This is a genomic window from Streptomyces sp. MST-110588, assembly GCF_022695595.1.
GTDB lineage: Bacteria > Actinomycetota > Actinomycetes > Streptomycetales > Streptomycetaceae > Streptomyces.
Genome location: NZ_CP074380.1, coordinates 1,543,503 through 1,556,957, shown reverse-complemented (window position 1 = coordinate 1,556,957; position 13,455 = coordinate 1,543,503). Strand labels below are relative to the sequence as shown.

The 13,455-nt window shown below is 73.7% G+C and carries 8 protein-coding genes and 2 pseudogenes; 5 read left to right on the top strand and 5 right to left on the bottom strand.

Going from position 1 to position 13,455, the window contains the following annotated elements; translation table 11 throughout:
- Positions 1–113 precede the first annotated feature (113 nt).
- Positions 114–1,397, top strand: a complete 1,284-nt coding sequence (locus KGS77_RS06950) for a cytochrome P450 (RefSeq protein ID WP_242579504.1) — start codon at positions 114–116, stop codon at positions 1,395–1,397.
- 6 nt (positions 1,398–1,403) lie between these two features.
- On the opposite strand, the gene KGS77_RS06945 is transcribed toward KGS77_RS06950, so the two are convergent.
- The 4 genes and pseudogenes from KGS77_RS06945 to KGS77_RS06930 form a co-directional block, all read right to left on the bottom strand.
- Complete coding sequence (locus KGS77_RS06945; protein WP_242579503.1) at positions 1,404–3,104, bottom strand: FAD-binding protein; 1,701 nt, start codon at positions 3,102–3,104, stop codon at positions 1,404–1,406.
- Between the two features lie 233 nt (positions 3,105–3,337).
- A complete protein-coding gene (locus KGS77_RS06940) occupies positions 3,338–4,054 on the bottom strand; it encodes a class F sortase (RefSeq protein WP_242587327.1) in 717 nt (238 codons plus the stop codon).
- A 704-nt stretch (positions 4,055–4,758) separates the two neighbouring features.
- Positions 4,759–6,035, bottom strand: a pseudogene (locus KGS77_RS06935) (GAF domain-containing protein).
- 383 nt (positions 6,036–6,418) lie between these two features.
- Complete coding sequence (locus KGS77_RS06930; protein ID WP_242579502.1) at positions 6,419–8,092, bottom strand: acyl-CoA dehydrogenase family protein; 1,674 nt, start codon at positions 8,090–8,092, stop codon at positions 6,419–6,421.
- Between the two features lie 120 nt (positions 8,093–8,212).
- On the opposite strand from KGS77_RS06930, the gene KGS77_RS06925 reads away from it, so the two are divergent.
- The 3 genes and pseudogenes from KGS77_RS06925 (at position 8,213) to KGS77_RS06915 (ending at position 11,668) form a co-directional block, all read left to right on the top strand.
- Positions 8,213–9,388, top strand: coding sequence for a YihY/virulence factor BrkB family protein (locus KGS77_RS06925; protein ID WP_242579500.1), 1,176 nt, complete (start codon positions 8,213–8,215; stop codon positions 9,386–9,388).
- A gap of 364 nt (positions 9,389–9,752) precedes the next feature.
- A pseudogene (locus KGS77_RS06920) lies at positions 9,753–10,935 on the top strand (thiolase family protein).
- A gap of 115 nt (positions 10,936–11,050) precedes the next feature.
- Positions 11,051–11,668, top strand: a complete 618-nt coding sequence (locus KGS77_RS06915) for a protocatechuate 3,4-dioxygenase subunit alpha (protein WP_242579497.1) — start codon at positions 11,051–11,053, stop codon at positions 11,666–11,668.
- A 52-nt stretch (positions 11,669–11,720) separates the two neighbouring features.
- On the opposite strand, the gene KGS77_RS06910 is transcribed toward KGS77_RS06915, so the two are convergent.
- Entirely contained in the window at positions 11,721–12,344 is a 624-nt protein-coding gene (locus tag KGS77_RS06910) for a TetR/AcrR family transcriptional regulator (RefSeq protein WP_242579494.1), read from the bottom strand.
- A 151-nt stretch (positions 12,345–12,495) separates the two neighbouring features.
- Between KGS77_RS06910 and KGS77_RS06905 the strand changes: the two genes are divergently transcribed.
- Positions 12,496–13,428 (top strand): hypothetical protein, encoded by a 933-nt coding sequence (locus tag KGS77_RS06905; RefSeq protein ID WP_347404447.1) that lies wholly within the window; start codon positions 12,496–12,498, stop codon positions 13,426–13,428.
- Positions 13,429–13,455 lie beyond the last annotated feature (27 nt).

Below are 13,455 nucleotides of genomic sequence, written 5' to 3'. Positions count from 1 at the left end.
TCCCGGCACCGGAAAGACAGCGGAAAGACAGCGAAAAAGACATCGAACCGATCCCTGGCCACCCCCGATCCGGCTCCAAGTCACCCACAAGGTCACTCACAAGGAGACCCGCGATGTCCACTTCCTCCACCACCGCGCTGACCACCCACGTCGGCAAGCACCCGGACGAGCCCAACGTCATGGACCCCCGGTTCATCTCCGACCCCTTCGCCAGTTACGCGGAGCTGCGCGAGCGGGGCCCCGTCGTACGCGGCCGGTTCATGGACGACACCCCCATCTGGTTCGTGACCCGCTTCGAGGACGTACGGCAGGTCCTGCGCGACCCCCGCTTCGCCAACGACCCGGCCACCGCCACCGGCGCCGCGGCCGACAGTCCCGCCATCAGGACCATGGAGATGCTCGGCATCCCCGAGCATCTGCGCGGCCACCTCCTGGAGAACCTCCTCAACAAGGACGCCCCCGACCACACCCGGCTGCGCCGTCTGGTCTCCCGGGCCTTCACCGCCCGCAGGGTGCTCGCCCTGCGGCCCCGCGTCGAGGAGCTCACCGACGGCCTGCTGGACCGGCTCCCCGGCCATGCCCGGGACGGCGTGGTCGACCTCATCGAGCACTTCGCCTATCCACTGCCGATCACGGTGATCTGCGAACTGATCGGCATCCCCGAGGAGGACCGCCCGCAGTGGCGCAAGTGGGGCGCCGACCTGTTCTCGCAGGAGCCCGGACGGCTGGGCGCCTCCTTCCCGGCCATGATCGACCACATAAAGGAGCAGATCCGCCGACGCCGCCGGGCACTGACCGAGGACCTCCTCAGCGAGCTGATCAGGGTCCACGACGACGACGGCGGACGGCTCAGCGACACCGAACTGGTCACCATGGTCATCGTCTTGGTGGTGGCGGGCCATGAGACCACCGCTCACCTGATCGGCAACGGCACCGCCGCCCTGCTCACCCACCCCGACCAGCTCCGGCTGCTCCAGGAGGACCCCTCGCTGCTGCCGCGCGCCGTCCACGAGCTGATGCGCTGGTGCGGACCGGTGCATCTGACGCAGATCCGGTACGCCACCGAGGACCTGGAGATCGCCGGGGTGCCGGTCCGCAAGGGCGACGCCGTACAGCCCGTCCTGGTCGCGGCGAATCACGACCCCCGGCACTACACCGATCCCGCACGACTGGACCTGACCCGCCAACCGGAGGGCCAGGCCGAGAACCACGTCGGCTTCGGCCACGGCATGCACTACTGCCTGGGGGCCACCCTCGCCCGGCAGGAGGGAGAGGTCGCCATCGGCAAGCTGCTGGCGCGCTACCCGGACCTCTCCCTCGCCGTCGAGCCGGAACAGCTCGAGCGTGACCCGGTGTTCGGAAGCTGGCGGCTCACCCGTCTGCCGCTGCGGCTCTGAGACCCGCTACCTCCCGGGACGCACCGACAGGCCGTGCCGGAACTCCTCGCGCGGGTCCCACCGGGCCTTGACGCGCTGCAGCCGGGCATAGCCGTCCTTGTAGTACAGCGTGTGCCACGGGACGCCGGAGGTGTTCCAGCGGGGATCCGCGAGGTCGGTGTCCGGGTAGTTGACGAACGAGCCGTCGCTCACCGGCCCGGGCACCGGCACGCCGCCGGTGTCGGCGTACACGGCCCGGTAGAACTCCCGCACCCACTTCAGGTACGGTGCGGGGTCCTTCCCCTCCTCCCACCCGGTCAGGTAGATCGCCTTGAGGATGCTGTCGCGCTGCGCCGCGGCCGTCGCGCCCGGCGGTACGGCGTTGACCTGCCCGCCGTACGAGACCAGCCACAGCGCCGCGTCGGAGTGGCCGTACCCCGCGTCCGTCAGGTGCTGGTGAACGGTCTCCGTCTGCCGGTCGGTGAAGCGCCGGCGCAGGTACGCGGCCTTCGCCTTGCCCGGCGTCGGCCCGAAGTCCTGTACGGCGGCGGCCACGTGGAGCCACGGGCGGATCCGGTGGGTACGGGCCGGGCGTACCGCGACCCCGTGCCCGACCGCCGCGAGGTAGCCGTCCAGCCGCTGCCGCGCGCCGGGCCCGGTGGCGTCCAGCATGCCGCTCAAAGTGATGCTGCCGGACTCCCGGCGGTTGAGCATCAGCACGCTGAACAGCGAGTCGTACGGCGAACCGGGCGCGCTGTTGCGCTCGTGCCAGCTCCCGTGGTTGCGGACCAGCCGGGTGAAGGACCGCCGGTCCATGTCCTTCCACGGCCAGTCGGCGGAGAAGGTGAGCAGGGACTCCGGCGGCCGGGGCAGCAGCCGCCCGGGTACGGTGCCGCGCGCGGCCCGTGGGTCCCGGAACCAGTAGCGGGTCACGACGCCGAAGTTGCCGCCCCCGCCGCCGGTGTGCGCCCACCACAGCTCGTGGTGCGGATCGGCGGGGTCGCGCGAGGCCACCACGGCGGCGGCCCGCCCGGACCGGTCCACGACCACCACCTCCACGGCGTCCAGGTGGTCGACGGACAGGCCGTACCGCCGGGACAGCATCCCGTAACCCCCGCCGAGCACATGCCCGCCCACCCCGACCGCGGGCGTCGCACCGGCCGGTACGGCGACTCCCCAGCCGAGGTACAGCTCGCGGTACATCTCGGCCAGCGAGGCGCCCGCCTCGACCATGAACGCCTCCCGCCGGGGATCGAAGCGGATCGTCCGCATGCCGGACATGTCGATCAGGAAGCGGACGGCCGGGTCGTCGACGAAGTTCTCGAAACAGTGCCCGCCGCTGCGTACGGCGATGCGCCGGCCCTCCCGCACCGCCTGCTGTACGGCCTCGACGACATGCTCCGTACGGCTCACCACCCGTATGACGTCGGGGCTGCCGACGAAGCGGGAGTTGGTTCCGCGCGTCGTCAGGGAGCGGTAGCGGGGGTCCGACGGCCGTACCTCGACGGCCTCCCGCGGCGCCGGGCACCCGTCTCCGGCCGTACCCGCGGCCTTGGAAGGACCGGTGGCCGCAGCCGCCTCGGCGGACACGGCCGTGGCTCCGGCCGCCAGCCCGGCCGCCGCCACGCCCGCCAGTACCCCACGGCGCGTCAGCCCACCCGTCGCCGTCCCGCCCGCCGTCCTCCCGTCCGTCGCCGTCTCATCCGCATCCGTCTTCGACCCGCTCATCGGCCGTCCTCCCTCCGGGCCCGGTGCCGGCACCCGCCGGTCGTCCGGTCCCGCAAGGACCCGGCCCGCTCTTCCACCCTCCACCGCGCGCCCGGTCGCCGGCATCGTCCCCGATGACCAACCGCCGCGGTTGACCACTACAACTGACGATGTACCGGGCATCGTCCCCAAGGGCCGTACGGGAGCCGTCCGCCGGGCACGGCACGCCCGCCGGGCGGATGCTCCTGTGGATGTCAGTCCTGGCGCGCCATCCGTGCGAAGACGACGACGTTCCCGCGGTAGCCCGTGGTCTTGGAGTAGGGGCCGCCGCAGGTCAGGACGCGCAGCTCCGGGCGGCCGGTGTTGCCGTAGACCTGCGCGGCCGGGAAGCGGTCCTTGTCGAACGTGCGGACCTTGTAGACCTCGAAGGCCACGGTACGGCCGTCCTGGCGGGTCACCCGGATCGTCTGGCCCGTGTTCAGCGTGCCGAGCCGGTAGAAGACGGCCGGGCCGGTGGCGGTGTCGACATGGCCCACGATGACGGAGGTGCCGGTCTCGCCGGGCGAGGGCGCGTCCGCGTACCAGCCCGCCAGGTTGGGGTCGTCGGCCGGCGGTGCCTGGATCCAGCCGTCCTTGTCCAGCCCGACCGGGACGAGCGGCGCGGACACCTCGGCCGAGGGGATGGCCACCCGGGTGGCCGGTGAGCGGGGGAGTTCCTGGAGGCCGGCCGCGCCACCGGCGGAGGCGGTGGGAAGAGGGGCGCCGGACCCGGCGTCGGGGCCGGTGCCGGGCCCGGGACCGGTGCCTGCTTCGGACCCGCCGCCGGGCCCGGTCTCCGTACCCGAGGCACCGCCGGACACCCGGAGGGAGGGCCCGGAGTCCTGCGAGGCGGTCAGCCGGTCGCTGCCGACCGCGGCGGACGAGGGCTGCCCGGGCTCCTGGCTCCCGCCCGCCAGCCCGTTGCGCACCATGCCGCCGCCGATGAGCGCGATCGCCGCGATCGCCCACCACTTGGTCCGGCGGTTGCCGGCGGGAGCCGCCTCTTCAGCCCCTTCCGCCTCTTCGGCCCCTTCCGTCTGCTCTTCCGTCCCGGTCTCCGGCTCCGCCACTGTCCCGTCCGCTCCCGCCGCTCCGTCCGCTTCCGTGTCCGCCGGTGTCTCCGCCGCGGGCTCCGGTTCCGTTTCCGCTTCCGGTTCCGCTGCCGCCGGCTTGTCCGCCTCCGCGGGCGGCTCCCGGGCCGGGTCCTGCCCCGCCCGGTCCGCCTCGCCCCCGCCCTCTTCCGCCGCCGGGGCCTCGGCCTCCGCCGCCGGCTCCGCGCCCGTCGCTGCCTCCGGTTCCGGTTCCGGCGTCGCCCCGCCCCCTCCGTCACCCTCGGCCATCGCTGCTGCCTTCCTTCACCTGACCCGCGCCGTCGATCCCTGCCGTCGATGCCACGCACGGCGTCCGTACAGCGTCCGTACGACGTGCGTACGGCGCCCGTCCGGCATGCGTACGACACCCGCGGCAGACCCGACACCCGCGGCACGTACAAGGCATGCGCCGTACATGTCGCTGCATCAACTGATTCGTCCGCACCCCGTTGTCGGCACGCTAGACGTGCCGCACCCCCCGCGCGACAGCACACGTCTGAACGGGTGCGGCGGACGCCGGGCGGCAGGTCCGCGACGGACCCAGGTCAGCTCTGGCGGGCGGCGAGCACGGCGGGCGCGGTCGAGTGCGGCAGGAGGTCCCGGGAGTGCGGCGGCAGGCGGAGGGAGACGCCGATGCCGTCGGCGAAGCGGTACGGACGGTGGGTCAGCAGGGCGGCCAGATGGCGGCGCAGCCGGGACATCTCGGCCCGTACGGTCACGGTACGGGCCCGGTCGCCGAAGAGGTCCTGCGCCAGTTGGGCGGCGCTGCGCCCCTCCGGCCGGGTGGCGAGGACGAACAGCAGCTCCGCGTGGCGCGGGCTGAGCGTGTGTGACCAGGTGCCCGCCGCGCCGGCGACCTCGATCGTCCACCGGGAAGGCCCGCTGAGGTCCAGCAGCGCCCGGCTCGGCCCGGGGCGGCGGCCGGGGCCCCGACGCGGACCAGCCAGCCGCCGGGCAGCGGCTCCAGCGCGCAGGTGCCGTAGCGGGGCAGCCATACCGCCCCGGCCCGTACGCCCTTGGGCAGTGCCACCCGTTCCGGCGGTGCGGTCCCGGTGACCGCCGCCGTCCAGCCGTCCTTGTCGACGGCCAGTGCCTGCCCCTGGACCCGGGCCAGGACGGGGGCGGCGACCGCCCGCAGCCGGTCCAGGGCCAGCCGGTGCCGGGCCCGTAATTCCTCCTCCGCCAGCCGGGCGACGGCGGTGACCAGCGAGAGGGTCGTGGGGTGGAAGGTGTGCGCGGGGCCGCTGACGTCCACGACGCCCAGCAGCCGGCCGTTGCGGGCGTCGCGGAGCGGGGCCGCGGCGCAGGTCCACTGGTGGTGGCTCCGTACGAAGTGCTCGGCGGAGTGCACCAGGACGGGGCGGCGGGCGACCAGCGCCGTGCCGATCGCGTTGGTGCCCACGACGGCCTCGGTCCAGTCCGCGCCCGTCTCGAAACCGTGCCGGTCGGCCAGCCGCCGGACCGGCGCGCTGCCCTCCCGCCACAGCACCCGCCCCTCGGCGTCCGCCACCACCATGATCTGCTGTGCGGCCTCCGCGGCCGGCAGCAGACTCCCTTCGAGCGCGGGCAGCAGCGCCGCCAACGGGGAGGCCCGCCGGCGGTGCTCCAGCTCCTCGACGGGGAGCGGCGTGCGGCGGCGGTCGCGTTCGGGGTCCACGCCCGAGCCCAGGGCCCGGCGCCAGGATTCGCCGATGACCGCGCGGGCGGCGGCGGGCACCTCGCCGTCGCACAGCGCGCTCTCACGGGCCGAGGCGAGCCGCCGTGCCGTCTCGCGCACGTCCGGGGACGGGCAGATGCCGGTGTCGGTCGGTTTGCTGCTCACACTGCTCTCCGTTGTGCACGTGTGCACGGCCGTGGTGTGCGGCCGGGGCCGTACGGGTCCCGCCGACGGCGCCGTGGGCGGGCGGATGGTGACGAGGCATTGTCCGGAGCCGGTGCAACGGGCCGCAACCGTTGTCCGCGCGCGGCCGTACGAGGACAGTGGCGTTCCGGTGTCGGTGCGGCGTACCGGTTCCGGAACCCGCAGGGGTGCCGAGTCGGCGCGGCACCGCTCCTGACCGGCGCGGCGGCGGAGCCCGACCCCCGCCCTCCTCCGAGGAGAGGCTCCGCCGCCGTGCCGGTATGCCGGTGCTCCGTACGCCACCCGGCCCCGTACGCCACCGCGCCGGCCGTCACCGGTCTGTCTCGCCTCCGGCCGTCACCGGTCTACCCCGCCTCCGGCAGCACCGGCCGGGCCCGCTCCGCGATCGCCCGCAGCGCCAGGGTGCGCGGCAGCGTGCCGAAGGACGTGCCGTGGTCGCCGCCCAGCCGGGACGCGCAGAAGGCGTCCGACACCTCCGGCGGCGCGTACCGCAGCAGCAGCGAGCCCTGGAGCACCAGCGCCAGCCGCTCCGCCAGCCGGCGCGCCCGCGCCTCGATGCCCTCCAGGTCGGCGAGTTCCGTCAGCAGCCCCTTGACCGCGCCGTCGAAGCGGTGGTCCACGCCCCGCGCCGTACCGATTTCGCTCAGCACGGCGTCGAGCGCGGCGGGCTCACGGCGCAGCGCCCGCAGTACGTCCAGCGCCTGGATGTTGCCCGCGCCCTCCCAGATGGAGTTCAGCGGCGACTCGCGCAGCAGCCGCGGCAGGCCCGACTCCTCGACGTACCCGTTGCCGCCCAGGCACTCCAGCGCCTCCGCGACCACCGGGGTGCACCGCTTGGTCACCCAGAACTTCGCCGCCGGGACCGCCAGGCGCAGGAAGTGCCGCTCGGACCCGGTGTCCGGCCCGGTGTCCGCCTCGGTGCCCGCGTCGTAGGCGGCGGCCAGCCGCAGCGCGAGCGCGGTGGCCGCCTCCGACTCCAGCGCCAGGTCCGCCAGGACGTTGCGCATCAGCGGCTGGTCGGCCAGCTTGCTCCCGAACGCCTCCCGGTACGCCGTATGGTGCAGCGCCTGGGCCACCGCCTGCCGCATCACCGCCGCCGACCCCAGCACGCAGTCCAGCCGGGTCGCCGCGACCATCCCGAGGATCGTCGCCAGCCCGCGCCCTTCCTCACCCACCCGCCGCGCCCAGGTCCGCCCGTCGAACTCGACCTCCGCCGAGGCGTTGGAGCGGTTGCCGAGCTTGTCCTTGAGCCGCTGGATGCGGAAGGAGTTACGGGTCCCGTCCGGCAGCGTCCGGGGCAGCAGGAAACACGTCAGCCCGCCCGGGGCCCGCGCCAGCACCAGGAAGACGTCCGACATCGGCGCCGAACAGAACCACTTGTGCCCGGTGAGCAGATACGTGCCGTCCTCGGCCAGCGGCTCGGCGCGGGTGGTGTTGGTCCGTACGTCGCTGCCGCCCTGCTTCTCCGTCATCGCCATCCCGGCGAGCGCGCCCGGCTTGGCGCCCATCGGCCGCAGCCCCGGCTCGTACACCTGGGAGGTCAGCAGCGGCTCCCACTCGGCCGCCAGCGCCGGATCCGTACGGAGCGTGGGCACCGCCGCATGGGTCATCGACAGCGGGCAGCCGTGCCCCGCGTCGGCCTGTGTCCACACCAGGAACCCCGCGGCGCGCCGCAGGTGGCCCTGCGGGCGGGTCCAGGCGGCGGTGAGCCCGGAGGAGACGGCGTGCCCCAGAAGCCGGTGGTAGGCCGGGTGGTACTCCACCTCGTCCAGGCGGTTGCCGTAGCGGTCGTGGGTGCGCAGTACGGGCGGATGGTCATTGGCCAGCGCGCCCCACCGCCGGGCGTGCTCCGAACCGGCCGCCCGTCCCAGCTCACTCAGCTCGGTGGTGACCTCCTTGTGCAGGGCGGGGGTCACGTACCGCTCCACGCCCTCGGTGAGCGCCGCGTCCGTGGCGAAGACATCGTGTCCCACCAGGGGCGGAGGCTGGTTGGTGACCGTGTGAGTGGTATCTGCCATGGCAGATACGGTAAGGAGGTGCAGCCAGGGAAAGAACCGGCAGAGCGGCCATCCGGCCGTCTGCACAGGGCGAGAGTCCTGTACCGAAATGTCTCCAAACGCCGTCTGACCTGGCTGCTGGTGAAAGACACCGTGAACTCCTGCATGGAGAACCGGGTCACCGGGCTCGCCGCCGAGGCGGCCTTCTTCTGCCTGCTGTCGCTGCCGCCCCTGCTGCTCGGCCTCATCGGGCTGCTCGGCTACATGGAGCCCTGGATCGGCCAGGACACCATCGACAGCATCCGGCGCAACATCCTGGACGCCTCGGACGCCGTCCTGTCCAGCAAGGGTGTGGACGAGATCGCCCGGCCGCTGCTGGACGACATCTTCACCGGCCGCCGCCCCGACGTCATCTCGCTCGGCTTCGCCATCGCCCTGTGGTCCGGCTCCCGCGCCCTGAACGTCTTCGTCGACACCATCACGATCATGTACGGGCTCGACGGGCGGCGCGGCATCGTACGGACCCGGCTGCTGGCCTTCGTCCTCTACCTCGCGGCCCTGGTCGTCGGCGCGGTCGCGCTGCCGCTGATGGTCGTGGGGCCCGACACGGTCGTGAGCTGGCTGCCGGCCAGCGAGGACGTCATCCGCGTCCTGTACTGGCCGGTCGTGCTGATCCTGTCCGTCGCCTTCCTCACCACGCTCTACCACGTGTCCGTGCCGGTGCGCTCGCCCTGGCGCGAGGACGTCCCGGGCGCGGTGGTCGCGCTCGCCATGTGGCTGCTCGGCAGCTTCCTGCTGCGCATCTACCTGACGCAGACCGTCGAGGGGCCCACGGTGTACGGGTCGCTGGCCGCGCCCGTGGCCGTACTGCTGTGGATCGGCGTGTCCGCCTTCGCGGTGCTGATCGGCGCCGCGATGAACGCCGCGATCGACCGGGTCTGGCCGTCGGTGGCCACGGCCGCGGGCCGGGCGGAGAAGGAACGGCGGGCCCGCGCGGAGGCGGAGGCACGGCGCGCGGACGGCGGTGGGAACGGCGAGCACACCGGGGCGGCGCGTCCGGCGAGGACGCGGACGAGGAGGACCCGGACGAGGAGGAGGACGAGGACGACGGCTGGGGCGGTGACCAGGACGGTCACCCGCCGTCCGAATACCCCGAGCGCTGGGCGGACTTCCTGCCGCCGGAGGACGTACGGACCCGGCTGCACTCCTCCCTGCGCCGCGGACGCTGAGCGCGCCGTCGGCAGGTCCGCGCCCGTCGTGCGGGGGCCGTCCTGGTGGAGGGGCAGGCCGTCCGCAGGTCACCCGCCGTGCCGTTGACAGGGCCGGGAGAGGGGTTCAGACTCGGGGCACCTCGATCATGAACGTCCGTTCGCCACACGAACGGCGGACGAGTAGCACGTATACCCGTACGGCCCACAGGCCACAAAGGTCACGAGAGTCACGAAGGCGACGACATGGCCGGTACCCGTTCCCCCGCGCGGGCGTGCCCGGCGCCCGGACCCGCCGCCCCGCGTGTGCCCCAGAGCGCTGGAAGGAACCCCTGACCATGCCCTCCGGAGAACCCACCGGCTCCGCCTCCCCCGGCTCCGCCGCCAACGGTTCCCTTTCCACCGGTTCCGCTCCCGCCGGCCCCCTCCCGGCCGGGGCGTCGGCGACCCGCGCCGTCTACGTCGTCGACGCCGTGCGCACCCCCATCGGCAAGTACGGCGGCGCGCTGTCGGGCGTGCGCCCCGACGACCTCGCCGCGCATGTCGTCAAGGCCCTGGTGGACCGTACGCCGGACCTGGACCCGGCCCGGATCGACGACGTGTACTTCGGCAACGCCAACGGCGCGGGCGAGGAGAACCGCGACGTGGCCCGCATGGCGGTGCTGCTCGCCGGGCTGCCGGTGACCGTGCCGGGCGTCACCGTCAACCGGCTCTGCGGCTCCGGCATGGAGGCCGTCATCCAGGCCGCCCGTGCCATCGCCCTCGGCGACGCCTCGGTCGTCATCGCCGGCGGCGTGGAGTCCATGACCCGCGCCCCCTGGGTGGTCCCCAAGCCCGAACGGGCCTTCCCCGCCACCCCGCAGACCATGCACTCCACCACCCTCGGCTGGCGGCTGACCAACCCCCGGATGCCCCAGGAGTGGACGGTGGCCCTGGGCGAGGGCGCGGAGCTGATCGCCGACCGGCACGGCATCACCCGGGAGCGGCAGGACGCGTACGCGCTGGCCAGCCACGAGAAGGCGGTCCGGGCCTGGAAGGACGGCGCCTACGACGCCGAAGTCGTCCCGTACCAGGGGCCGTCGGCCACCGGCGGCCGGACGGCGGACCGGCCGCTGACGGGACGAGTGCATCCGCGAGGACACCTCGGCCCAGGCCCTGGCCAAGCTGCGGCCCGCCTTCCGCCCGGACGGCGGTACCGTCACCGCGGGCAACGCCTCGCCGCTCAACGACGGCGCGGCGGCGCTGCTGCTGATGGACGAGGAAGGGCTGCGCGCGTCCGGCCGCGAACCGCTGGCCCGGATCGGCGCGAGCGCCGTGACCGGCATCGAGCCGCAGCTCTTCGGACTCGGCCCCGTCCAGGCCGTCGAACGGGCCCTGACCAAGGCCGGGCGGCGCCTGGAGGACCTCCACACCTTCGAACTGAACGAGGCGTACGCGGCGCAGGTGCTGGGCTGTTTCACCCAATGGCCGGACCTGGACCCCACGATCGTCAATCCGCGCGGCGGGGCCATCGCGCTCGGCCACCCGCTGGGCGCGTCCGGCGCCCGGCTCGCCGGGGCCGTCGCCCACCAGCTCGCGGCGGCCGGCTCCGGTACGGGCCTGGCGGCGCTGTGCATCGGCGTGGGGCAGGGCCTGGCCCTCGTACTCGAACGCTGAACACGGACGGGCGGGCGGGCAGGGCGCGGCGCCCAGCCCCCGCCGCCCCACCCTCCGCACCTGCCCTCCGCCTACCGCCTTCCGCCCTCCGCCACCGCGACCGAGGAGAGCGCCGATGCCCGGAACCGAGCCCGCGGGGACCACGCCGACCGGCCCCACCCCCTCCCAGACCATCGGCCCCTTCTTCGGACACGCCCTGCCCCTCCCCGGCGGCGGACAGATGGCCCCCGCCGGCCACCCCGACGCCCTCACCCTCCACGGCCGTGTCCTGGACGGTGCCGGGGCGCCCGTCCCGGACGCGCTCCTGGAGTTCTGGCAGACCGGACCGGACGACAGCCCGACACAAGCCCCCAGCTCGCTGTTCGGCCGCGTCCCCACCGACGCCGACGGGCACTACGCCATCCGCACGCTGCCCCCCGCCGCACCGGCCGGGCACCCCACGGCGGCCCCGTACATCGCGGTGTGCGTCCACGCCCGCGGCCTGCTGCACCACCTGTTCACCCGCGTCTACTTCCCCGGGAACGCGGCGGCCAACGCCACCGACCCGCTGCTGACCGCACTCCCGGACCACCGCGCACGCACCCTCCTGGCCCGCGCCGAGGCTCCGTACCGCCACCGCTTCGACATCCGCCTCCGCGCCGCCGAGAACAGCACCCTTGTGGACCAGGAGTCCCACCAGGCCCATGAGGAAACAGTTTTCCTCACCTACACCCCTCCCACCGGGAGAAGCTGACCGGACCGACCGGACCGACCCCCCTTGCCGGCCCGTCCGTCCAAGAGCTCCCTCAGCTACGCGGTCCCCGCCCGCGCATGACCAGCGGCAGGAACAACTCGTCCACGATCTCCTCCAGTTCGGCCTCGTCCGGGGTGCGGCGGGCCATGAACAGCTCATGGACGACCAGCACCACCGGCAGCGAGACCAGCCGGCCGGGAAGGGCGTCCACGGCGCCGGCCTCGCCGCGCCGCTCCGCCCGCTCCAGCACCGTACGCATCCAGTCGTGCCCCGGGCCCTGGTTGCGCGACGCCAGATACACGGACAGCTCCGGCGCCTGTCCCTGTTCCGCGGCGAGCACCTCGCGGACGGGTGCAAGTTCCCGCATCCGCCGCACGACCAGACGCAGCAGCGCCAGGACGTCGCCGCGCAGATCCCCGGTGTCCGGCGGCGCGTCCGGCAGGGGCGGCGCCTGGTGGCGCAGCGCGGCCAGGACCAGCTCCCGCTTGGTCGGCCAGCGGCGGTAGAGCACCGGGCGGCTGGTACCGGCCCGGCCGGCCACGGCCTCGTACGACAACCGCTCGTAGCCGACCGCGCGCAGTTCGTCCCAGGCCGCTTCCAGGAGCGCCGCCTCCAGCTCTGCCCCTCGGCGACGCTTGCGTGGGGACTCCGGGGAGCTCGCGAACTCTTTAGACACGTCATGTATCTTAATGCCCGCCGTAAGATACACAGTGACTCTTATTGGAGGCATCCGTCATGCGTGCCAAAGGCATTCACTACGACACGGGCACCTTTCCCAACGGCGACACCTCCCGCCCCGTCTTCGACCCCGTGTCGTCGAACGCGAGATGCGGGTCATCGCCGAGGACCTGCACTGCACCGCGGTCCGCATCACCGGCGGCGACCCCGACCGGATCGAGACCGCGGCCCGGTACGCCGCGGACGCCGGCCTCGAAATCTGGTTCTCGCCGTTCCCCTGCGAGATGACGAACGAGCAGATGCTGCCGTACTTCGTCGACTGCGCCCGACGGGCCGAACGGCTGCGCCGTGACGGCGCCGACGTCCGCCTGGTCACCGGCTGTGAACTGAGCGTCTTCGCCCGCGGATACCTGCCCGGCGGCGACACCCTGAACGACCGCATCCCGGTCCTGGCCGGCCCCGGCCGCGAAGCCGCCCTCGCGGGCATCCCCGACAAGGTCAACGCGTTCCTCGGCGAGGTCGTCACCGCCGTACGGCCCGTCTTCGGCGGCCCCCTCAGCTATGCCTCCAACCCCCTGGACGGCGTGGACTGGAGCCCCTTCGACATCGTGGGCCTGAACCCGTTCCGGAGCCTGCACAACGCCGCCACCTACCGCCAGGACCTGCGCAAGGAGTTCGCCCACGGCAAACCGGTCGCGGTCCTGGAGGTCGGCTGCTGCACCTTCCGGGGGGCGGGCGACCTGGGCGGCGCGGGCTGGTACGTCGCCAGGGAACCGGACGGCGTCACCCTCAAACCGGACCTCGTACGCGACGAGGGCGAACAGGTCCGCTACCTCGACGACCTGCTGCCCGTGTTCGAGGAGGAGGGCGTCGACTCCCTCTTCTGGTTCAGCTTCGCCGGATACAGCACCCCTCACCGCACCTGCGGACCGGACGAGGACCTGGCCTCCTACGGCATCGTCAAGCTCCTCGACGACCCGGGCGCCGTCCCCGCCGCCGCCCGCACCTACCCCGGCCTTCCCTGGGAACCCAAGCTGGCCTTCCACGCCCTCGCACGCCACTATCAGACCCGCGCCCGATAACCCGACAACGCACTCCCGACGAGCCCC